We start from the raw sequence: 21,331 nt of genomic DNA on the forward strand, positions 1-21,331 counted from the left end.
TTTGTAATCACTTGTTCATATTCAGTTCATACTTCCTCTTTATAGTAATCTTATCAATACAAAAAGAGGAGTAGATGCAGATGTTTTTAGCATTACGTGATTTGCGCCACGCTAAACTGAAATTTGGGCTAATCAGTCTGATTATCTTTTTAATCGTCTTTTTAGTTCTTTTCATTACTGGACTAGCCGCTGGATTGGCTAGTGACAATGGCGCTGCAATTTCTGAAAGTCCGGCAAGTGGCTATGTTTTACAAAAGGGAGCAGAAAATCGTTTTAGTCGTTCAACTTTGACGAAGACTAAGGCGCAGCAGCTTGCTAAGAAATTTAAGCAGGCAACACCGTTAACGATTCAGCAAGGAACGATTCAAAGGGCAAAAGACGCCGCTAAAAAAACGGATATGGCCTATTTTGTGGTTAAACAAGGAAGTTTTATCGCGCCAAAAAGTGTTAGTGGCCAGACCCTAAATACTACTGGCGTGGTTGTTAGTGATAAATTAAAGGCTTCCGGCTATCGTTTGGGCCAAAAATTCAAGGACAGTCAAAGTGGTGTGACGTTAAAAATTATTGGTTTCACCACGGCGATGACCTATTCCCACACGCCGGTTGTTTACGTGACACCCAATCAATGGCAAAAAATGATGCCGCAAGAAACGCAAACTGTCAGTGCATTGGCGGTTAAACAAACAACAACCACCAAGCCTAAATTGGCCGGAGCAAACTTAGTGTCGAAAGAAGCAATTATTCAAAACGTGCCGGGATATTCGGCCGAGCAAGGTTCTTTAGATATGATAATTGCCTTTCTTTACATTATTTCCGTCGTTGTTCTGGCCGTTTTCTTCTACGTCATTACGATTCAAAAGATCCGCGAATTTGGCGTTTTAAAGGCTTTAGGAACCAAAACGAGTTATCTGGCACGTTATTTGATCGGTGAAATTGGTGTTGTTGCACTCTTAGCAGTCATCATTGCCGATATTGTTGTTGCGGCCCTAGCACAGGTGATGCCAGCAGCGATGCCGTTCATTATTTCCGGCCAGATTATACTAACGACGAGCCTGATCTTTGTTGTCGTTGCTGTTTTAAGTGCGGTGGTGTCACTGGTTAAGGTTGCCCGAGTAGATCCGAATACAGCGATTGGAGGTGCTGGCGAATGACTGAAACATTGAAATTGACCAACGTCGTTAAGTATTATCAAGATGGGGACGCACGGATTGAAGTATTACGGGAAGTTTCCTTGGCCGTTAAGCCTGGAGAATTTGCAGCAGTGGTAGGACCTAGTGGTGCCGGTAAAAGTACTTTTCTATCCATCGCCGGTGCGCTTTTACGGCCAAGTGAAGGTCAAGTTTATCTGGCGGGGCAAGAAATTACTCAATTATCGCAAAAACAGTGGACCAAAATACGTTTGGAACAAATTGGTTTTATTTTCCAAAATTCAGAGCTAATTCCTTACCTGACGGTTATGGATCAATTACGCTACATGAGTGTGTTAGCAAAGCGAAAGGGGCAGGAACAACGTGCTCAGGACTTGCTGACTCACCTTGAATTAGCCAATCGATTGCAACAATATCCAGCTGCCTTATCTGGTGGTGAGCGGCAGCGGGTGGCAATTGCCCGGGCGCTAATGAATGATCCCCAACTTATTTTGGCCGATGAACCAACTGCTAGTTTGGATTCAAAACGTGGTCGTGAGGTTGTGACGATGTTACGCGATGAAGTTCACGCAAATCATAAGGCGGCCGTCATGGTCACCCACGATGAACGTGTGCTGGATTTGGTTGATACCGTTTATCAAATTGAAGATGGTGTTTTGAAGAAAAAGGACTAAAGTGTGTTTGAAAATGGCCAGCAGAGGGCTTAACTAGATACTGCCTACTCGCGGATTCCACGTAATTTTGACTGTAAATAAAATAAGAATTTAATTTTAAGTTGTCAAAGCCGAATTAAATTGATATGATAGGAGCAGTTATTGTCTTGCTAATAGTGAGGTAGTTTAGAAGATTGTGAGAGGAGGGTTGCAGAATGGCACAAAATAACCATACTGGTGTCGGTAATAACCGCCGCCCAACAAACCATAAGAACCGTGATAAAAAGGCTAAAAGCACAAAAGCTGTTTTGGACTTCTTAAAAGAACGGGAAGCACAAGAAAGCAAATAAGTACGTTAGATGTCTATCTTTTTGGGTGGGCATTTTTTATTTTTTACTTATTTGTAATCGCTTTAATAATACTGGTTAAAGAAATAGTTTGGGTGGTAACATAAAATAGCCCTTAGAGAATTTAGGAGGAGCCATGTTTCGAGTACGCGTAGTTCGCGCAAGGAGAATGGACATCCTCCGTAACTAAGATTTTACGGTGCTAACGTAAAATAATCCTTAAAACATTTAGGAGGAGCTTTCTTGATTAAATTAATTGCAACTGATATTGATGGCACATTTTTAAATGATCAAAACGAGTATCCTGTCGAACGTTTTAATCAACAATTAAAGCAAATGCAACAGTTTGGTATTCATTTCGTCGTGGCGAGTGGCAATCAATACCACCATTTACAAGATATTTTTAAAGAAAAATCGCCGGTTAACACCTTTATTTCCGAAAATGGTGGCCTTATTATGCACCGTAATCAAGTGATCGATGCTGAACCATTGCCACAGCCACAACTAACGATGGTTCTCCAGCGTTTAACGCATGATCCTGCGTTCGCGGATAGTTCGATTAATTTATCTGGCCGTAATGGTAACTACATGGAAAAGGGCGACCGTCTAAGCGATGATCCGGAGATGCAGTATTACTTCAGTAATATCAAATTTGTTTCAGATCTGGCCGCCGTTCAAGATGAAATATATAAGGTAAATTTGATTAGTGAACACGCCAAGGTAGCACCGAACGCCCGGTATTTAAAGCAGATTTTGCCGACTGAGTTTCAGGCAACACCAAGTGGCTTTGGCAGTATTGATATTATTCCGACGGTGGTTAATAAAGGAACGGCGCTGGCGTTGTTAGAAGACTATTGGCAGCTGAATCCTAATCAGGTGATGGCCTTTGGTGATAATCTAAATGATGCGGAAATGTTGCAGCATGCTCACTACGGCTATGCGATGAAAAATGCGCGGCCAGAGTTAAAGGCACAGGCTAGTTTTGTGACTAATTTGGATAATAATTCCGCGGGAGTATTTGATGTCATTGATCAAGTTTTAACGCAGGTAAATGAATAAAAAAATGGGGTTACGACAAAAGTGAATTCTGCCGTAACCTCATTTTTTAGTGGTGCTTATTATTATCAAATTTCAAATGTTAAGCCACAACGCCAAGTGTTTGAAGGATTAAATAAATGTTTAGAACAATCAGGACAACAGCGATTATCCAAGCGGTCCATTTAACCCAGGGGCGGTTGGCGAAGGGTCCCATTAGTTCTTTATTACTGGTGAACATAACTAGGGGAACCATCGCAAACGGTAGCGCAACACTAAGGAAAACCTGCGAGAAAGTCAGGAGGTTTTCAATTTTGGCCTCATTACCATGATAGTAAATGGCAAAGATTAAAACTGGCGTAATTGAAAGTAGCCGGGTGATTAAACGTTGTGCCCAAAGTGGCATCTTCAAATGAATGAAGCCTTCCATAATGATTTGCCCTGAGAGTGTACCAGTAATCGTTGAACTTTGACCAGAAGATAGCAGCGCAACAGCGAATAGCATGCTGAGCACAGGACTGGCAATTGCACCAACGATTTTTTTATCACCAAGTGCGTGGTATAGATCAACGAAGCGTCCGAGATCACTGTGTGTGCCATAGAATAAAGCAGCGCCAAGGATTAAGAGCAAACAGTTAACAACGAAAGCGACGGTTAGCTGAATATTTGAATCAGCAACCGTGAAACGAATTGATTTAGCAACGTGTTTTTCGTTTTTGCGGTCAATGTGCCGTGTTTGCGAAATTGACGAACCAAGGTATAAGTTATGGGGCATAACTGTCGCTCCAACAATACCAAGTGCTAAATACAACATTGATTTATTCGTTACAATCTGGGTGGTCGGGATAAAGCCGCGGAAGATTTCTGGGACGTTTGGCTGAGCCAGAATAACTTCATATAAGAAAACAAAGAGAATAACTGCAACTAATGTCGCAACAATGGCTTCGATTTTGCGGAAGCCCATTTTCATTAATAATAGCAAGATTAAAACGTCAAAACCGGTGATGATAATACCGACGATCAGCGGAAAGCCAAAGAGTAATTCGATAGCAATCGCTGACCCAATGATCTCCGCAATATCAGTCGCCATAATGGCTAACTCAGTAATGATCCAAAGTATGGTTCCGACTGATTTTGAAGTTCGCTCACGGGTTAATTGCGCAAGATCGCGCCCAGTTACAATGCCTAACCGAGCGGCCATTGCCTGTAACAACATCGCAATTAAACTAGAAAGTAAAATGACGCTGATCAATACGTACTTGAATTGTGCACCACCGGCGATTGATGTAATCCAGTTACCGGGATCCATATAACCAACGGCGACTAGCGCACCAGGCCCTGTGTAAGCGAGTAAGGTTCGCCAGTAACCTGCATTTTCAGGAACGTCAATACTCCCGTTAACCTCAGATAAAGACTGCTGATTTGAACTAGTCGAATCAAAAATCTTTTCGTGTTTCTTCGGTTCAGTTGATGCCGATTTTTCTTTATTTTTCAAAATGTTTCCCTCTTTTCTATTGGCTTAGAATTGAGTGCGTTCTCCTAGGCCTTCAATCGAAAGTAAGCAATTGATTACTCACTTACTGCGACTATTATCATAAGCTTTTTTTGAAAAAAGTCAATAGTTATTGGATTAAAGTTAACCATACCTAAGTTTTTTTTAAAGGATTACAGTTTAATATCAACGAAGCGAATTCAAGCTTGTGTTTAGGTTTGATTAAACTTAACATAGACTTTACACATAGGTCGTGTTTGGAAAGGCAGATTCCTGTGGCCAATCCTTGGAATCTAAACACTTTGCCAAACGCTTCCGGCTTAAGGAGTTGTGAAAAATGATTAAGTTATTAATCTTGGGTCTACTGGCCCAAAATGGTATTAGTTACCCGTACGAATTATTGCAGTTAGTTAAGAAGCGCCACTACGATGCGTTTATTACAGTAACAAAGGGTTCGTTTTATTACAACGTAGATGCATTAGAGGCAGCAGGTGATATCGAAGTTGTTGCTTACTCACCGACTAAAAATGCCTTTGTCAGCAAAACAAGTTACCAGATTACAGCACAGGGTAAACAAACCTTTGCGGCCTTAAGCGTCCAGTATTTGAAACAACCAGACAAGGGCCAATCACCATCAAAGGTTGGTTTGCTATTTGCCGACCAAATTGAACCAACTGTTTTGCAAGCGGCACTAACGCAACATATTAGTCAGTTGAAGGCCGATTGTTTAGTACTAGCAGTCGCAATCAAGGAGGCACCAACAGCTGGTTTGGCCGCGGAGCTGTTAACACACAAATTGCAGGTGCAACAGGCAGAAATCAATTGGTACCAGAACGTAAAAGAAAAAAGCAATCGGTAAATTTAAGTATCTAAAGGCTAACAAACAATACTAAGCATCATTTTAGCCGATTAAAAAGGACAAGTATAGAAAAAGGGTTCAACCGTGATCTACTTTTTGGTTGAACTCTTTTTTGAATTAACTAAATTAAATTTTAATACCAAGCAGGTTTGGCACCATCGGTATTTGCTTTGTTAACGCCAATTGAGTGGTGAACTTCTTGCGTTGGGTCTTGGGTTAATTTAACGACAAGGTCGGCAATGCTCTTCCGGGATACCTCAGTACCTTTAAATGGCTCACCTTTTTGAGTTAATTCATAGTCGATTTCGTCTGTATTAGTTAACCAGGCTGGGCGAACGATTGTGTAATCTAGATCGGAAGCTTCGATGACTTTGGCTGCGGCAGCGTAGGTTTCGAGGTAACCACCGTCAAGCATTTGGTGGTTCCATTGGCCGAATTTACCCGGAACTTCATCGTAAATACCGAGTGTCGAAATCCAAATTAGCCGTTTAATGTTAGCGGCATCCATTGCCTTAACGACACTTTTGGCCTGAGCTTCAATATTGGCGCCAGCAAGGTTGGCGTAAACAACGTCTTGTCCTTTTACGGCCGCAGTCAATTTGGCTTCATCAATGGTATCACCGTCGATCAGCTTTTCCCGTTGCTCATCAGTGGCCGTTAAACGGTTGGCACGACGCAAATAAAGGGTTAACTTGTCATCAGTACGATCTAAAAATAATTGGGTTGCTAAACGTGCAATTTTACCTGCGGCACCTAAAATTAAAACGTTGCTCATAAAAAAACTTCCCTTCAATTTGATTTCAAATTAACTGTAATACTAAAAGTTACATTATGCAACTGAAGACACTTTTTAACTTATTCAAATAATAGTTGTCGCTGCTGCACAAAAAGTTTACGTAGTTTCTGACATTCCGATTAATAATGGAATAAATGAAAAATTTCTGCTGAACAGGTATAATTAAATTAGAATTAGCTTTGAAAGTGGGGAGAAAATTTTGCGCGAAGATTTTAATGAAGTGGTCAAGTCAATTGCAGTTTCAGATATTCGCCAGTTTGATAATGAAGTTAGCCAGATTCCAGGAATGTTGAAACTAACTTTAGGTGAACCAGATTTTAATACGCCTGAACACGTTAAGCAGGCTGGAATTAAGGCAATTGAAAATAATGAATCCCATTATACGCCTAATCCAGGCACACCAGAATTACGCCAGGCAGCCGCTGAATACTATAATGCTAAATTTAAATTAAATTATTCAGGCGAAAATGTGATTACAACGGTGGGGGCAACTGAAGGCATTGCGGCTGCATTACAGACCTTATTGAATCCAGATGATGTTGTCTTGATTCCAACACCAATTTTTCCAATTTATATACCCGATACCCAGCTCAATCACGCTACACCTGTTTTCATTGATACTAGTGCAGATGGTTTTGTTTTAACGCCGCAGCGTCTGGAAGCAGCGATTCAGGCTCAGGGCGACAAAACCGTTAAGGCGTTAGTTTTAAATTATCCAAGTAATCCGACTGGCGTTACTTATAGTTCAGCCGAGTTAGCAGGGCTAGCCAAGGTAATTAAGGCCCACCAACTTTGGGTGCTGAGTGATGAGATTTATGGCGAATTATCTTATTCTGAACCACACACATCACTGGCCAGCTATATTCCTGATCAAGTTATTATGGTGAACGGCCTTTCTAAATCACACGCCATGACCGGCTGGCGCTTAGGCTTTGTGCTGGCGCCAACGAATTTTGTTGAACAGATGGTTAAGGCACACCAGTACATGGTAACAGCGCCGACGACAATGGTGCAGGCAGCAGCTTTAGAGGCCGTTAAACATGGCCAGAGTGATAGTGCCATTATGGCTGTAGAGTATAAGAAGCGGCGTGATTATTTGATCTCTGCGTTGCAACCGTTGGGCTTTAAAATGGCACGACCAGATGGCGCCTTTTATTTATTTGCTAAAATTCCCGCTAATTGTCCGCAAAAGTCCTGGGATTTTGTTCGTGATTTGGCCAAAACTGAAAAGTTAGCACTAATTCCCGGAATTTCCTTTGGTCCTGGTGGGGAAGGCTACGTTCGAATTAGTTACGCTGCTAGTATGGAAAATCTACAAAAAGCAGTTACTAAGCTACAGGCCTACGTGGGAAAACACTAGTAAAAGTGGGTTGTAGGTTGGCACATCACACAAAAGTTGAGTGCACTTTAAAATACAACTTAAAATTGGCCCTAAATTCAGTTAATCCGACTGAATTTAGGGCCAATTTAAGTTGTTATTTTTTAATTTAGATGATATTTACGATCGTAGGCGGCGACTGTTCTAACCGTGAAATCATTGGTGTAGTAACTGGTTGCGTTGTTTTCTTGGTCAACTTGAACTAAATGGTTAGTGAAACTGTTCAAAAAGTGGCTGATTAAGTGGTGAATTTGAAGTTGTTCATCGTGGTAATCTGGTTCGATTGCCGCATCATCATCCTTTTTAAAACATTTACGCAGGATTTCCTCGGTAATATCAGTGAATAGCTGCGAATCGGGTTGGGTTTCATCGCTGCTTTCAGCAAGAAAAAACTGACCTTTCTCGGTTAACTGCCGGCGATATTCAATACTGACACGATCAAAAATAATTTCTTCGGCGAGCGTGTACTGCTCGTCAGTTAATAAATTTAGCATTCGTGGGCCTCCTTCCGCTTACTTTTATGATAGCATGCTTTAATCATTGGGTTCAATTTTAGCGGTTAGACCTTACGGAAACGACGCATACCCCGAATATTAAGCCAGATGAAGAGAATTGCGAAGCCCAGCAAAATTAGCAGGTTCAAACCAATGTCACTGAATGTGTAGCCCTTTGTAATGACGTTTTGAAGGCTAGTGCCAGCGTAGTAAAGGGGCATAATATGTGCAATGGCTTGGAGCCAGTGGGCCATGCCGTCAATTGGAATTAATCCGGAAAAGAAGACTTGCGGAATGACTAAAAGTGGAATGAACTGCATCATTTGAAACTCATTCTGAGCAAAGGTTGAGGCAAAGATTCCCATTGCTAACGCGATTAACGCGACCAAAATATTGGTTAATAGGACTAACCAAATACTGCCAACTAGTTGTATTTTTAGAATATAAACGGTGAAAAAGACAATAATAAAAGTTTGGATAACGGCGAAAATACCGTAGCCGCATAAATAACCGTAAATAATCTCATTCCGCTTAATTGGTGTTGCTAGCAAGCGACTCAAAGTACCTGAAGTTCGTTCGCTTAATAATGAAATGCCGGAAATCAAGAAAACAAAGAAAAAGACAAAGAAGGCAATGAGTGCCGGAAGTGCTTGATCAAAGAAGGTTGCACTGCCATTCGAATACAGATAGTGATTACTAATCTGATAGTTGGTTGGTTTACTTGGTACTTTTTGTGCTGGTGGCTGCTGCTTGGTGAGCACTAGTAAGGCCTGTTGTTGTCGCGTAATAACGTCACGCTGGGCCTTGGTCACATTAATTAACGCCTTGGTGTTCATTTTCATTAAACCAGCCCGTAGCGTGTTTTTGACGTAGGCGGTTTTGCTGAGATCACTGTTTTGGTAAGTGACGTCGATCTTCTTGCCTGAAACGGTGATAAAGGCATCTAGATCATGTTGTTTCATTTTGGCCTGCAACTTATTTTTGTTATTGAATGATTTGAGCGTTAATTTATTACTTTTAAGGTTAGTCACAATTGTGTCGTTAACTTGATAAATACCGACACGCGTTTTAACTGTATTGTTTGTGCTCAGTAGCAAGTACATTAGGGTGAGGATAAATAGGGGAGCAACAAACATTAATATAATTGTCCGTGGTGAGCGGCGCATTTGTTTTAAAATTCGATTAACCAACGCGATTATTCGCATCTTGAAGCCTCCCTGCCTTTAGAAAAACATCATCAATTGTTGTGACGTCAAACTGCCTTTTGAGCGCTGCTGGCGTTCCTTGAGTAATGGCCAAACCGTTCCTAATGAGCATTAAATAATCACACTGCTCCGCGTCTGCCATAACGTGGGTTGTAATGATAATTGATTTAGCGGCCTTCTTTTGAGCTTCCAGTTCCTGCCAGATTTGTTCTCTAAGTTCGGGATCAATTCCCACTGTTGGCTCGTCCAGAATTAAGAGATCAGGTGACTGAATGAGCGCTATTGCGACGGATAGGCGCCGTTTCATCCCGCCGGAGTATGCACTAACTCGGCGATCCAAAACGTGATCCAAATTAACAACTGCCGAGGCGTGTTGGATTGCCTGTTCCAGTTGGTTTTTAGGAACTGCCATTAGTTGACCAAAGAATTGTAAATTTTCCCGTGCAGTTAGCTCTTCATAAAGAGCATCACTTTGTGCCATGTAACCAATTCGGGCCATAATCTTTCGGTTCGGCATGGTTGTTCCAAAAATTTTAATTTCCCCGCGATCGATAGCTTCCATACCTAAAATAGCTTTAATCAAAGTTGTTTTTCCAGCACCAGATGGCCCAATTAGGCCTAGAATTTCTCCGGGGTGGAGGGTTAAGCTGATGTTCTTCAAAACAGGTTGACCACTGGTATAACTTTTGGCTACTTGCTTAACTATTATTGGTTCTGCAGTAGATGACATAACAAGGCCTTCTTTTTTAGATAATTTTGTTTAGTGAGGAACTACTCACTCACTCATAAAGTCATTCTTGCTCATTTTCATACAGTTGTCAATTGTTTTTTGAAATTGACAAGTTTCTAAAATTACGCTAACTTTGTTAGTGAATAACGACTCACTTTAGAAGGGAGTTTACATCTTGGCAATTTCAAAAACATTCGCGCTATACCAACAAAATTTAAATAATGATCCAACCTTACCGAAGAAACAGAAAGATATTCTACAGGCTAGTTTAAAGCTATTTGCCGCAAAGGGATTCCATGATACGAGTACCGCCGACATAGCTCAGGCTGCCGGAGTTGCGGAAGGCACCGTTTATAAACGGTTTAAGACTAAGGATGCACTATTAAGTGCAGTTTTATCACCGCTGACCAGTACTGTACTAGCCGAAACGGTTGCTGAATTTTCGGAAACAACGTTGGCTAAAGAATACACAACTTTGCACGCCTTTATTTCGGACGTTGTTACTAATCTGCTTGCTTTTGTTAATGATAATTTGGCCACCATTAAGATCCTTGTTGGAGAGGCTATCTATAATACTTCGATTCGTAATCAAATTGTTAGTGCAATGCAGGCGGTCTTAACCAATCAATATGCACATAGTGTTAAAGCACTGCAGCAAAAAAATTTAATTGTGGATTGGCCAATTAAATTGATTTTTCAATATACAATTTCAAGCATCGGTGGTTATTTAGTTAAACAAATAACTTTTCCAAAGCAGGTTAATTCTCCAGACGAGGAAGCACCACAAGTCATTCATTTTTTAGAAAAAGGCCTAGCACCAGAATAAATTTTAGGACTCTGATTAACGCGTCATACTGCTGATTTTGATTATCCGAGACGGAATTAATTGAGCTTGTGAGTTGACGAACAACCTAAAATACGTTAAAGTAACGTGAACTAAAAATAAGATCAGACAGGGAGCTGAACTTTTTAATGACAACTTTAAAAACAACTTTAGCAGGGTACAAATTTGATAATTGCATGATGAACGCAGCGGGAATTCGGTGCGCAACGGTGACTGATTTGGCTGGTTTGCGGGATTCACGAGCTGGCTCGCTAGTTACGAAGAGTGCAACGCCACAACCCCGTGATGGTAATCCAGAACCTCGGATGCGTGGCCTCCAATATGGCTGTATTAATTCAATGGGGCTACCGAATCACGGCTTTGACTACTACTTGAACTTTTTGTTGGAAGAGCAGAAGAGCCATCCCCAGCAAACGAATTTTATGTCAATCGCTGGTACCACGCTTGAAGATGACTTGAGTATGTTAAAGCAGATTCAAGAGTCTGCGTTTGCTGGGTTAACGGAATTAAACCTTTCTTGTCCCAATGTACCGGGCAAGCCCCAAGTAGGCTATGACTTTGATGCAGTAGAGCGCTATTTGACGGCGGTTTTTGCCTTCTTTAAAAAGCCATTAGGTGTTAAGTTACCACCTTACTTTGACTTGATGCACTTTGATCAAATCACGGCGATCTTAAATCAATATCCACTTGCTTTTGTTAATTCGATTAATAGCGTTGGTAATGGGTTGATGATCGATCCAGAGTCGGAAACCGTTTTAATTAAGCCGAAAGGCGGTTTTGGTGGAATCGGTGGTGCATACATCAAGCCAACTGCTTTGGCCAACGTTCGGGCTTTGGCTCAGCGCTTGAATCCTGGGATAGCGATCATCGGGACTGGTGGCGTGCAGAATGGGATGGACATTTTTGAACATATCTTGTGCGGTGCCAGTATGGTTCAAGTTGGGACCCAACTTGGTTTTGAAGGGCCAAAAATTTTCAACCGCTTAAGCCAGGAATTAACGCGAATTATGGCGGCAAAAGGATACGACAGCATTGCTGATTTTCGAGGTAAATTAAAAACTTTATAATAATAATTGCGGCTGAAGTTAAAGTAACACTTTAACTTCAGCTTTTTTATGCGAAATTTTTATCTGATTGATCGTTGCTTTGAATAAAAATAGCGTGCAAGTAAAATTAGTAGGTAATTTTGAAAAGTCATGCTAGAATGCTAATGTAAGCGAATACAAAAAAGGAGACATAATCATGGCCTATAATAAAGTGACTGAAGTAGACGTTGCGGCATTAACCAAGATTGTTGGTGCCGATCGCGTCATTTATCCAGCGACGGTTCATTATGATCACGATCAAATGAAATCTGTCCGTAGTTTGCCTGATGTTGCGGTGCAACCAATAAATGATGATGAGGTTGCAAAAATCATGGCGTACGCTAATGTGCATACAATTCCAGTAACAGTTCGGGGAAACGCAACTGGTTTGATGGGTGCTAACGTTGCAATTGAACACGGAATTGCACTTGATATGATAAAAATGAACCAAGTACTTGAATACGATCCAGAGAATTTAACCATAACGGTTCAAAATGGCCTACGGATTCGTGATATTAACGAATATTTGGCGGATAAACGGTTTATTTATGTGCCGGCCCCAGCAATGAAGTGGGCAACTATTGGCGGCAATGCTAGCACTAATGCTGGTGGGATGCGAGCAGTTAAATACGGAACCACCCGCGATTATGTACGCGGAATAAAAGTTATTTTGGCCGATGGTACGAGTCTACAGCTAGGCGGAAAAACGGTAAAGAATAGTTCGGGATATGATTTAAAGGACCTTATTGTAGGTAGTGAAGGAACTTTAGCCGTAATAACCGAGCTTGTTTTACGCTTGATTCCGCGACCAGTAATCACGATTGATGTTTTATTACCATTTGATTCAGTTGAGACAGCAATTAAGGTTGTTCCCAAATTTCTAGAGGCCGGAATTATACCAACAGGAATTGAATTCTTTGGTAGCCGTGAAATAGGTTATTGGGAAAAATACGCCGAAAAGCAGTTTGTTGATCATAGCGGAGGCGGCTATTTATTATTGACGTTTGATGGTAGTAATAAAGACGCCGTTCAGGCTGATTACGAACGAGCACTGGAGATTGCCAAAAACGCTGGTGCGAAGGCGCCAGTCTTAATGAATACGGCTGATCAGGCGGCACTAGTGTGGGAAGCACGAAATCAATTACTGACGGCAATTCAGGCGACTACGCCAGCAATGGATGAAGTTGATATTGTTGTGCCCCGTAGTAAAATTGCGGCCGTTTTGGAACAAGTGCACCAGATAGAAGAGACCGATCAGGTTCGGATGCCTAATTTTGGGCACGCAGGTGATGGTAACTTGCATATTTATATTTGTCAGGATAATTATTCGGCGGCCGATTTTGCGGTTAAAGTAGATATTGTCATTCGAAAATTATATCAAGTTGCGAAGAATATTGGTGGTGAGATGTCCGGTGAACACGGTATTGGTTATGCGCGGGAACCGTATTTTGCTGCATTTTATGGTGCCGATCGCGTTGCCTTATTAGATCGAATTAAGGATGCCTTTGACCCGAAACACATTTTGAATCCAGATAAGGTTTTCCCAGTTAAAGGGGAGACCGATCGACCTAATCGACCATTAGAATTAAAAAATTAGACGTGAAAATGTCACAATAAGTTATTGCTCGGCAAAAGTGTTGTCACAAAGGGAATTAATGATCCCTTGGGCAACACTTTTTTGGACTGCTTTTTTTCCGGTTGATTGGTACTTGTTCAAGAAAAGGGGCAGTTTATACTAAGGAGTAACTTATGGGAGTAAAATCTAACCACTTTTTCAAGTGCTTCCTAGGTTCTGCAACTGATGGGATTACTGGCCAAGAACTTACTACTTGGCCAAGTATTTTTAGAGGTACTTTAAATTGGTTATCTGTTTTGCTTTTATAAAAGGGGGAGTTGTCCGTGCAACACGATCATTTACGTTTAGTCACACAAGCGGCAATGTTTGCCGCTATTGATTATATTCTTGCAATGTTTCAATTTCACGTGCCATCACCAGTAGGCCATCCGTTTGTAGACCTTGGTTTCACTTTTGTGGCACTTGGAACACTATTTTTGGGTTGGCGTTATGCCATGCTGGCTGGTGCAATTGGGCTCGGCCTTTTTGATTTAATGAATGGGTACGCCAACCACGCTTATCTAACCGTTTTAGAAGTGGTTTTGTTAGTTGGTGTCGTTGCGCTTGCTTTTAAATTAATGCACCATCAATTGACTTCTGGTGTGGTTGTAAGTCTCGGTATTATCGCTGGCTTGACCAAAATGGTAACTGGCTTTATTCGTTATTTTATTGAAAGTAGTGTTGATCTAGGGTTGCCACCAATGCGGGCCTCCGTTCAAGCATTAGTTGGAATGCCTGCCGATATTTTAACGGGAATTTTGATGTTTTTTACCGTTCCATTATTCTTTTTTGTCTTACAACGAGTAACTCGACAAGTTCATTGGTATAGTTGGCAATAATTTTTACCAAATGACTTGACTAGGTGAATTGGAATGACTTTAATGGAAGTGGAAACTAAGTAATTTTAGAAGCTTAGTGGGGAAATAAAAATTACTAGCCGTTTCTGAAATACTTTACGGATGAGCTAAAAATAGGAGGTTGAGTATGACACAATTAACTAAATTAACGGATACTTATACGTTAAATAACGGGACACAAATTCCAATTGTTGGATTTGGTACTTGGCAGACGCCAGATGGTGATGTTGCCCGCCAATCGGTTAAAACTGCTATTAAGGCCGGTTATCGGCACATTGATACAGCCTTTGCTTATGGTAACGAGAAGAGCGTTGGTGCTGGTATCCGCGAAAGTGGTGTTAAGCGCGAAGATTTATGGGTAACGACTAAATTAACGAACGATGTCCATGGTTACGATAAAACTAAGGCTGCCATTGAGACATCGTTACAGAATCTTGGATTAGATTATTTAGATTTATATTTAATTCACTGGCCAAATCCAATTGCATCCCGTGCTAATTGGGAGGCAGATAATGCTGGTTCATGGCGTGCGATGGAAGAAGCGCAAAAGGCCGGTAAGTTACGCGCAATCGGCGTTTCCAATTTTCGACCTAAGCATATTGATGCACTCTTGAAGACAGCGACGGTTGTTCCCCAAGTCAACCAAATTTTCTTAAATCCAAGTGATCTTGAACCTGAGGTTGTTGCGTATAATAATGCACATCATATTTTATCTGAGGCGTACAGTCCGCTTGGTACTGGTAAGATATTTACCGTCCCCGAATTAAAGGAATTAGCGAAAAAATATGGTAAGAGTGTTGCTCAGTTGGTTCTACGGTGGTCATTACAACATGGATTTTTACCGTTGCCCAAATCCGTTCACGCCGAACGAATTGAAGCAAATACGAAGTTGTTTGATTTTGAGATCACTGCCGCCGATATGCAAAAAATTGACGGCTTACGTGGGGTTGCCGGCTTGGCAGCCGATCCAGATACAACAACATTTTAATTTGATTGGGAAGTGTTTGAAAAGGCGCAGGAAGTTGTTTTTTTAAGGCACAAAAACATTTGGTTGAAATACTAAAGAAAGATCTTATGGAAAACTATAAAAAGACGTGGTACCAGAATTAATCTTAATCCTAGTACCACGTCTTTTTTCATTGTCAATTCAAGCTATTTCTTTATGTTCTTTTCAACAAAGTCTTTAACTTTAGCATCATCTTGGCCATCAACGTATGGTTTCATTTCTGTTAATGACTTTTCAGTATCATGGTTATTATTTTCCATGAAATAATTCCAAACTGCATCACGAACGGGAATCGTATCCTTACTCCAGTCAAATGCTTCATTCATTTTCTTATCTAGAATTTTAGGTTCTGTAACTTCTTCTGCCATAGTGATAACCTCCGTATAATTATTTTTTCTTTCCTACAACTTCATTGTAGTCCTTTTTTGGAAAATGGTAAGTAATTCGCTTTTTTAGCGAAATAGGGTGACGAGCTGTTTACTTGCACTAATCGGGTAACTATGGTTAACTATACAAGTTGGTTTAAAACAACAACCCATGTTTTATCGGAACACCAACACTTCCAGTAGTTAGATAAGAAAGGAAGTGTGACTTATCAAGCAACAAGATTTGCAAAGTAAGGTACACAGCAATCCTGATTGGCGCTCCAAATCAGCAATCAGTGATTACTTAAATAATTTTATTGTTGTGCTTAAGCGTGAACAAGCACAACGTTCAAAACAAAATTAATTTATTGGTAGTCCGCATTCCCATTATAGTGGGATTTAGTGGGCTACCTTTTTAATTAATTAAAGATAATCGTCAAAACTAGTTGCTTTTTGTAGGATTAGTTGTTAAGCTAGACTCATGTATTTAATAATGATGACTTTAAAGAGCGCCAGGTTCCATTAAGTGCAATCCTCTTTAGTTTCACTTGATAAATGCAAAATTTTTGTGCAAAAGCACTGGAGGTTTCACTTATGGAACATGGTACAGTAAAATGGTTTAACGCAGACAAAGGTTACGGTTTTATCACAGCTGATAGTGGTACAGATGTATTCGTACATTTCTCAGCTATCCAAGGCGACGGCTACAAGTCATTAGACGAAGGCCAGAGCGTTAACTTTGATATCGAACAAAGCGACCGTGGACCACAAGCTTCAAACGTTACTAAAAACTAATTTTAGTTATTATGTAACTTTAAGGGTTGTTACTCATTTATTTGAGTAACAACCCTTTTTTTATTTCTGGTATAATGAAGTTGATTTAAAATTTGGATTAGCCAAAAGGTTTTCCAGATGAGCATTGCATAACTATTAACCCTAGAAGTATGATGGCGCAAAACTAGAATTCAAAAAGTATTCTAGTTTTTTGCTAGAGTTAATAATTGATACTTTTAGACTACGGATGTAAACTTACTTAACGATTTATGCTTATTCGAAAGGGAGGGTGAGTTATGGAAGTTAAAGCGCAAATGGAGATCAGTGATGCCGAATGGGAAGTAATGCGCGTTATTTGGACGCTGGGTTCGGCGACAAGTCATACGGTAATTGAGGCCTTATCTGAAAAGATGGGCTGGAAAGCGGCTACGACTAAAACACTATTAGGGCGTTTAATGAAAAAAGGGGCCTTAACGGCCAAAAAGAACGGCCGCGCTTTCACCTATTTCCCTGAAATCCCGGAGCAGGAAGCAATGGACGTTGCAACCATCTCCTTGTTTGATCATTTATGTCAGATGCGTGCCGGAGCGACACTAACTGCCTTAGCGAAGCATGTAAGCTTAAGTCAGACCGACATCGCCAACTTGCAAAAATTATTAACTGAAAAAGCTAAAACGGCACCAGAAAAGGTTTCGTGTAATTGCTTACTGGATGATTGTCACTGTCAATGATTTAGCGTGGTTTTACCAATTGTCCGGTTACTATTTTTTAAAATTCACTAGGCCAAGCAAGTCAATTAAGGGTAGTTAGATTAAACTATTTTCAATTGATTTACTTGGCTTTTTGTATTGTAAAGCGAATAGGTTGAGTTGTTTAATTTTCCTTTGTTACGATGAAGTAAAGGCGAAAGTTACCTAAACCAAGTAGTTTGGCTTGACACTTTTACTCCTACGATGTAATCTATGTTTATGGTTTACAAATGTAAACGTAAAAGGCCTTGTTTATTAAAAGCAACTAAGGGGGAAACAACGATGACTGATGATAAGATGACGATGCCAATGAATGGTGATCACTCTGATGATATGATGATGCACGGTGGACACATGATGCACATGGGAAATCTCCGCCGTAAGTTTTGGATTTCACTGGTACTGACCATTCCGATGTTACTAATGTCTGACATGATGGGAATGAAATTACCCTTCCAAATTACGTTTACGGGTTCCGATTGGGTAGTGGCCGTGTTAGGTACAATTCTCTTCGTTTATGGTGGCGCGCCGTTTTTCTCGGGGGCCAAAGGTGAACTGCAAGAACACAAACCTGCCATGATGACCTTGATTACGATGGGGATTGGCGTTGCTTACATTTATAGTATTTATGCCGTAATTGCGAATAATATTTTTCAAGTTCACCCGCTAGTTACTAATTTTTTCTGGGAACTCGCTACTTTGATCGATATTATGTTGTTAGGGCACTGGATTGAAATGAACGCCGTTATGAGTGCAGGCTCGGCGGTTGATAATTTGGCCAAATTACTACCAAGTACAGCGCACAAATTGGTTTCTGGTAAAATTCAGGACGTTGCGATTAGCGAATTGGTTGCGGGCGACCAGCTTCAAGTCAAGGCCGGTGAAAAAATTCCTGCTGATGGGAACTTAGTTAGTGGTGAAACTAGCGTAAACGAATCAATGGTGACTGGTGAAGCACGTCAGGTTACAAAAAGAAGTCAAGATAAGGTTGTTGGCGGTTCGGTAAATGGCGCTGGTACGTTTGAAATGACAGTCACTGGCACCGGGGATTCTGGCTATTTAGCACAAGTAATGAAATTGGTTAGTGATGCCCAACAATCTAAATCAAGTCAAGAAAATATGGCGGACCGCGTTGCCGGCTATCTATTCTATGCTGCCTTATTTGTTGGAATTTTAGCGTTCTTCATTTGGCTCTTTGTTGATAACTTAACGATGGCACTGCCGATTGCTGTAACGGTCTTTATTATTGCCTGCCCCCACGCATTAGGACTTGCGATTCCGCTGGTTGTTGCGCGAAGTACGTCGATTGCGGCCAGCAACGGTTTATTGATTCGAAACCGCGATGCTATGGAACAGGTAAAAGGACTCCGTTACACATTAATGGATAAAACTGGAACCCTTACGGAAGGTAACTTTAAAGTTGCCGCTTTTAAGAGCGTGGTGCCAGAACAAAATGACCAGGAGATTTTAGCACTTTTTGCCGCTTTAGAGAATGGTTCTAGTCACCCATTGGCCGTTGGTATTTTGAATGCGGCAAAGCAAAAAAAGCTTTCCCTACAACAAGCTAGTGACGTTAAGCAATTAACTGGTGTAGGTTTACAGGGTGTTATTGATAAAACAACTTACCGAATTGTTTCTGGTGCGTATCTAGATAAACAGCAGGTAAGTTATGATCGAAAGGCTTTTAGCAAATTAGCTTCCGCCGGTAATTCGGTTAGTTTCCTATTAAAAGGAAAAAATGTTTTAGGTTACGTTGCACAAGGTGATCAAATTAAACCAGCGGCCAAGAATTTAATTACTAGTTTAAAAGAACAAAATATTACCCCAGTGATGTTGACTGGTGATAATGAAGAAACCGCCAAAAAAGTTGCCCAACAGCTGGGTATTACCGAGTATCAGGCCCAGTTATTACCTGAGGATAAAGAACGACTTGTTCGTCGTTATCAGAAAAAAGGTAAGGTCATGATGGTTGGTGACGGCATCAATGATGCGCCAAGTCTGGCACGGGCCGATATTGGGGTTGCGATCGGTTCAGGCACGGACGTTGCAATTGACTCTGCCGACGTTGTTTTAGTCAAAAGTGATCCCAATGATGTCGTTGAGTTTCTTGAATTGGCGCGTAAAACAACGCGGAAAATGACCCAGAATCTCTGGTGGGGAGCCGGCTACAATATTTTGGCGATTCCATTAGCGGCCGGTATATTGGCACCAATCGGTTTTATTTTAGATCCGATGGTGGGGGCCGTTTTAATGTCATTGAGTACGGTTATCGTTGCAATCAACGCACTGACGTTACACGTTCGAAGGGAAAAAACTGAATAGCGATTATTGGAAAAAGATGGACCAAGATAAGTGATTTCAGCGATTACTTATCTTGGTCCATTTTATTGCGCTAGGTCGCTATTTAAGATGCTATACTGAAATTAATGATTTGTGGCAGCTAGGTTTCTTACTATAAGAAATAAAGTATATGTGGTGTGACTTTAGTTAGTGCGGGAGTGGTTACTTAATAATAGCTAAACCGTTATTTATTTGCGTAAAGGAGAATTCACCGTGGATGATGAGGAAAAAGAGGTAGCCGCTTTTTGGGATGATTTTGCGGCCAGCTATATTGCGGCCCAGCGGGAATCGCAGGTGCCAATTGTGCGGGATGTTATTCGAACGTTGCGCACCCAATTGACCGATCAGATTGTTTTGGATGTTGCTGCTGGTGCCGGGCGCTTTGCGTTACCTTTTGCCAGTAGTGCCAAAAGGGTTATTTTAAGCGATATTTCGGAAAATATGTTGGCTTATGCTAGCCAAATGGCGGCAAAACAGAAGTTAACCAATCTTAGTTTTCGGCATGAATCCTGGTCCCATTTAAGGCGCCAGCAATCACTGGCTGATGTTGTTTTTGTAAATATGGCGCCTTTTTTGCAGGCAGATGATTTAGCTGCTTTAACTAGACTTGCGCGAAAATTGGTGATTGTCAATCGTGTGGTTCAACGAAAAGACGTTTTACTGGATGACTTATTAGAAGGAATTAGTGATCCTTCTAATGAGCTGGAGTTAATGGCGACGTACGAAAAATGGTTGAACGCTAACAAAATCGATTACCGGCAACGGGTTTTTCATTATGCGGTTCATGAACAAGTTGAGCGGCAAGAAATCTGGGATAGTCTGGTTGACGAGCTTAATTTTAAACAACAACGGCTTGTGTTGCGGCGCTTAGAACAACGTTTTAAGCTGGAAACAGTATTTGAAAATACACGTTATTATGATTTTAAATTAATTTGGTGGCGGAGGATTAGATGAATTATTTAGAGCTCAGTACGGCTATTTTATTAATTAATCGGCAAATTGAAAGGCAGTTGAGCCTTTTTTTGCGGCAAAAAAAATTACCATTGACGCTACCAGAATTAAATCTACTATTACTGGTTGGTCAAACAGCGACAGTTAATCAACACACCATTGCACAAAAAATGCTTTTGGCAGACGATGAAATAACGCGAATGGTGCGTAAACTAATTAAATTGGCTTACCTTACTCGTGAGCAGGATATAGCAGATCATCGGAAAAAGTTACTTAATCTAAGTACTAACGGCCAAAAAGTTTTGGCGGCGGTGCAGCGTGAACTTCAAGATTGGTGGCAGCAGCAACCAGCTGATTTAGTCAATGAAGAGCTTGTTTCTAAACTTAAATTGATGGTGCACGTGCTAAAGTAACATTCAGAAATAATAAGAGGCTAGGACTTTTGTTCCAGCCTTTTTTGGTGGTTAAAAGAATAAAATCGGTCAATTTTTCATTTATTTTGCAGTTAAAAAAGTTTTTTCCGTCTTTTTAACACTAAAATTGCTAAAAAAAATCAATTTTGTAATTTTTATGTACATACGTTCGTACTTAGGTAAGAGTAGGATGAT

General features: G+C 40.8%; 22 protein-coding genes. 16 read left to right on the plus strand and 6 right to left on the minus strand.

Annotated elements, in window-relative coordinates; genetic code table 11:
* The first annotated feature begins 80 nt into the window (after window positions 1-80).
* From AYR53_RS04910 to AYR53_RS04920, 4 genes are all read left to right on the plus strand, one after another.
* Window positions 81-1,151 carry an FtsX-like permease family protein gene (locus AYR53_RS04910; protein ID WP_068281218.1) on the plus strand — a complete coding sequence of 357 codons (1,071 nt, stop codon included), beginning with the start codon at window positions 81-83 and terminating at the stop codon, window positions 1,149-1,151.
* Entirely contained in the window at window positions 1,148-1,822 is a 675-nt protein-coding gene (locus AYR53_RS04915; protein WP_068225713.1) for an ABC transporter ATP-binding protein, read from the plus strand. The genes AYR53_RS04910 and AYR53_RS04915 overlap by 4 nt, the downstream gene beginning before the upstream one ends.
* Window positions 1,823-2,016: 194 nt before the next feature.
* Window positions 2,017-2,151, plus strand: coding sequence for a hypothetical protein (locus tag AYR53_RS13860; RefSeq protein WP_257749635.1), 135 nt, complete (start codon window positions 2,017-2,019; stop codon window positions 2,149-2,151).
* A 240-nt stretch (window positions 2,152-2,391) separates the two neighbouring features.
* Window positions 2,392-3,207 carry a Cof-type HAD-IIB family hydrolase gene (locus AYR53_RS04920; RefSeq protein WP_068225712.1) on the plus strand — a complete coding sequence of 272 codons (816 nt, stop codon included), beginning with the start codon at window positions 2,392-2,394 and terminating at the stop codon, window positions 3,205-3,207.
* Between the two features lie 79 nt (window positions 3,208-3,286).
* On the opposite strand, the gene AYR53_RS04925 is transcribed toward AYR53_RS04920, so the two are convergent.
* A complete protein-coding gene (locus tag AYR53_RS04925; protein ID WP_068226262.1) occupies window positions 3,287-4,627 on the minus strand; it encodes an Nramp family divalent metal transporter in 1,341 nt (446 codons plus the stop codon).
* Window positions 4,628-5,012: 385 nt separating this feature from the next.
* Between AYR53_RS04925 and AYR53_RS04930 the strand changes: the two genes are divergently transcribed.
* On the plus strand, window positions 5,013-5,534 hold the full coding sequence (locus AYR53_RS04930; RefSeq protein WP_068225711.1) for a PadR family transcriptional regulator: 522 nt from the start codon (window positions 5,013-5,015) through the stop codon (window positions 5,532-5,534).
* Between the two features lie 133 nt (window positions 5,535-5,667).
* On the opposite strand, the gene AYR53_RS04935 is transcribed toward AYR53_RS04930, so the two are convergent.
* Window positions 5,668-6,309, minus strand: a complete 642-nt coding sequence (locus tag AYR53_RS04935; RefSeq protein ID WP_068225710.1) for an SDR family oxidoreductase — start codon at window positions 6,307-6,309, stop codon at window positions 5,668-5,670.
* Between the two features lie 220 nt (window positions 6,310-6,529).
* On the opposite strand from AYR53_RS04935, the gene AYR53_RS04940 reads away from it, so the two are divergent.
* Window positions 6,530-7,690 carry a pyridoxal phosphate-dependent aminotransferase gene (locus AYR53_RS04940; protein WP_068225709.1) on the plus strand — a complete coding sequence of 387 codons (1,161 nt, stop codon included), beginning with the start codon at window positions 6,530-6,532 and terminating at the stop codon, window positions 7,688-7,690.
* A 122-nt stretch (window positions 7,691-7,812) separates the two neighbouring features.
* Here AYR53_RS04940 and AYR53_RS04945 read toward each other — a convergent pair whose 3' ends face one another.
* The 3 genes from AYR53_RS04945 to AYR53_RS04955 form a co-directional block, all read right to left on the minus strand.
* Complete coding sequence (locus AYR53_RS04945) at window positions 7,813-8,202, minus strand: hypothetical protein (RefSeq protein WP_068225708.1); 390 nt, start codon at window positions 8,200-8,202, stop codon at window positions 7,813-7,815.
* 65 nt (window positions 8,203-8,267) lie between these two features.
* The gene (locus AYR53_RS04950; RefSeq protein WP_068225707.1) at window positions 8,268-9,407 is read right to left on the minus strand and encodes an ABC transporter permease; all 1,140 of its coding nucleotides are present in this window, start codon (window positions 9,405-9,407) and stop codon (window positions 8,268-8,270) included.
* On the minus strand, window positions 9,385-10,137 hold the full coding sequence (locus AYR53_RS04955; protein WP_068225706.1) for an ABC transporter ATP-binding protein: 753 nt from the start codon (window positions 10,135-10,137) through the stop codon (window positions 9,385-9,387). Before AYR53_RS04955 ends, AYR53_RS04950 begins: the two co-directional genes overlap by 23 nt.
* A 175-nt stretch (window positions 10,138-10,312) precedes the next feature.
* Between AYR53_RS04955 and AYR53_RS04960 the strand changes: the two genes are divergently transcribed.
* The 5 genes from AYR53_RS04960 (at window position 10,313) to AYR53_RS04980 (ending at window position 15,526) form a co-directional block, all read left to right on the plus strand.
* Entirely contained in the window at window positions 10,313-10,963 is a 651-nt protein-coding gene (locus tag AYR53_RS04960; protein WP_068281217.1) for a TetR/AcrR family transcriptional regulator, read from the plus strand.
* Window positions 10,964-11,109: 146 nt separating this feature from the next.
* Window positions 11,110-12,048, plus strand: a complete 939-nt coding sequence (locus tag AYR53_RS04965; RefSeq protein ID WP_068225704.1) for a dihydroorotate oxidase — start codon at window positions 11,110-11,112, stop codon at window positions 12,046-12,048.
* Between the two features lie 175 nt (window positions 12,049-12,223).
* Complete coding sequence (locus AYR53_RS04970; RefSeq protein ID WP_068225703.1) at window positions 12,224-13,663, plus strand: FAD-binding oxidoreductase; 1,440 nt, start codon at window positions 12,224-12,226, stop codon at window positions 13,661-13,663.
* 302 nt (window positions 13,664-13,965) lie between these two features.
* Window positions 13,966-14,520, plus strand: coding sequence for an ECF transporter S component (locus AYR53_RS04975; RefSeq protein WP_068225702.1), 555 nt, complete (start codon window positions 13,966-13,968; stop codon window positions 14,518-14,520).
* A gap of 145 nt (window positions 14,521-14,665) precedes the next feature.
* The gene (locus tag AYR53_RS04980) at window positions 14,666-15,526 is read left to right on the plus strand and encodes an aldo/keto reductase (protein WP_068225701.1); all 861 of its coding nucleotides are present in this window, start codon (window positions 14,666-14,668) and stop codon (window positions 15,524-15,526) included.
* Between the two features lie 164 nt (window positions 15,527-15,690).
* Here AYR53_RS04980 and AYR53_RS04985 read toward each other — a convergent pair whose 3' ends face one another.
* On the minus strand, window positions 15,691-15,912 hold the full coding sequence (locus AYR53_RS04985) for a P8 family protein (protein ID WP_068225700.1): 222 nt from the start codon (window positions 15,910-15,912) through the stop codon (window positions 15,691-15,693).
* A gap of 591 nt (window positions 15,913-16,503) precedes the next feature.
* Between AYR53_RS04985 and AYR53_RS04990 the strand changes: the two genes are divergently transcribed.
* From AYR53_RS04990 to AYR53_RS05010, 5 genes are all read left to right on the plus strand, one after another.
* A complete protein-coding gene (locus AYR53_RS04990; RefSeq protein ID WP_068225699.1) occupies window positions 16,504-16,704 on the plus strand; it encodes a cold-shock protein in 201 nt (66 codons plus the stop codon).
* A 275-nt stretch (window positions 16,705-16,979) separates the two neighbouring features.
* Entirely contained in the window at window positions 16,980-17,414 is a 435-nt protein-coding gene (locus AYR53_RS04995) for a CopY/TcrY family copper transport repressor (RefSeq protein WP_068225698.1), read from the plus strand.
* Window positions 17,415-17,714: 300 nt separating this feature from the next.
* A complete protein-coding gene (locus tag AYR53_RS05000; RefSeq protein WP_068281216.1) occupies window positions 17,715-19,754 on the plus strand; it encodes a heavy metal translocating P-type ATPase in 2,040 nt (679 codons plus the stop codon).
* Window positions 19,755-19,985: 231 nt separating this feature from the next.
* Window positions 19,986-20,726: a class I SAM-dependent methyltransferase gene (locus AYR53_RS05005; RefSeq protein WP_068281215.1), complete on the plus strand. Its 741-nt coding sequence runs from the start codon at window positions 19,986-19,988 to the stop codon at window positions 20,724-20,726.
* Window positions 20,723-21,136, plus strand: coding sequence for a MarR family transcriptional regulator (locus AYR53_RS05010; RefSeq protein ID WP_068225695.1), 414 nt, complete (start codon window positions 20,723-20,725; stop codon window positions 21,134-21,136). The genes AYR53_RS05005 and AYR53_RS05010 overlap by 4 nt, the downstream gene beginning before the upstream one ends.
* Window positions 21,137-21,331: the final 195 nt, after the last annotated feature.

Source organism: Loigolactobacillus backii (genome assembly GCF_001663675.1).
In the GTDB taxonomy this organism is placed as follows: Bacteria; Bacillota; Bacilli; order Lactobacillales; family Lactobacillaceae; genus Loigolactobacillus; species Loigolactobacillus backii.

Coding starts and splice junctions, on each gene's coding strand:
- AYR53_RS04990 (WP_068225699.1), top strand. CDS start 16,504: ATGGAACATGGTACAGTAAAATGGTTTAACGCAGACAAAGGTTACGGT.
- AYR53_RS04995 (WP_068225698.1), top strand. CDS start 16,980: ATGGAAGTTAAAGCGCAAATGGAGATCAGTGATGCCGAATGGGAAGTA.
- AYR53_RS04955 (WP_068225706.1), bottom strand. CDS start 10,137: ATGTCATCTACTGCAGAACCAATAATAGTTAAGCAAGTAGCCAAAAGT.
- AYR53_RS04945 (WP_068225708.1), bottom strand. CDS start 8,202: ATGCTAAATTTATTAACTGACGAGCAGTACACGCTCGCCGAAGAAATT.
- AYR53_RS04980 (WP_068225701.1), top strand. CDS start 14,666: ATGACACAATTAACTAAATTAACGGATACTTATACGTTAAATAACGGG.
- AYR53_RS13860 (WP_257749635.1), top strand. CDS start 2,017: ATGGCACAAAATAACCATACTGGTGTCGGTAATAACCGCCGCCCAACA.
- AYR53_RS04910 (WP_068281218.1), top strand. CDS start 81: ATGTTTTTAGCATTACGTGATTTGCGCCACGCTAAACTGAAATTTGGG.
- AYR53_RS04985 (WP_068225700.1), bottom strand. CDS start 15,912: ATGGCAGAAGAAGTTACAGAACCTAAAATTCTAGATAAGAAAATGAAT.
- AYR53_RS04970 (WP_068225703.1), top strand. CDS start 12,224: ATGGCCTATAATAAAGTGACTGAAGTAGACGTTGCGGCATTAACCAAG.
- AYR53_RS04965 (WP_068225704.1), top strand. CDS start 11,110: ATGACAACTTTAAAAACAACTTTAGCAGGGTACAAATTTGATAATTGC.
- AYR53_RS04915 (WP_068225713.1), top strand. CDS start 1,148: ATGACTGAAACATTGAAATTGACCAACGTCGTTAAGTATTATCAAGAT.
- AYR53_RS05000 (WP_068281216.1), top strand. CDS start 17,715: ATGACTGATGATAAGATGACGATGCCAATGAATGGTGATCACTCTGAT.
- AYR53_RS04950 (WP_068225707.1), bottom strand. CDS start 9,407: ATGCGAATAATCGCGTTGGTTAATCGAATTTTAAAACAAATGCGCCGC.
- AYR53_RS04935 (WP_068225710.1), bottom strand. CDS start 6,309: ATGAGCAACGTTTTAATTTTAGGTGCCGCAGGTAAAATTGCACGTTTA.
- AYR53_RS05010 (WP_068225695.1), top strand. CDS start 20,723: ATGAATTATTTAGAGCTCAGTACGGCTATTTTATTAATTAATCGGCAA.
- AYR53_RS04930 (WP_068225711.1), top strand. CDS start 5,013: ATGATTAAGTTATTAATCTTGGGTCTACTGGCCCAAAATGGTATTAGT.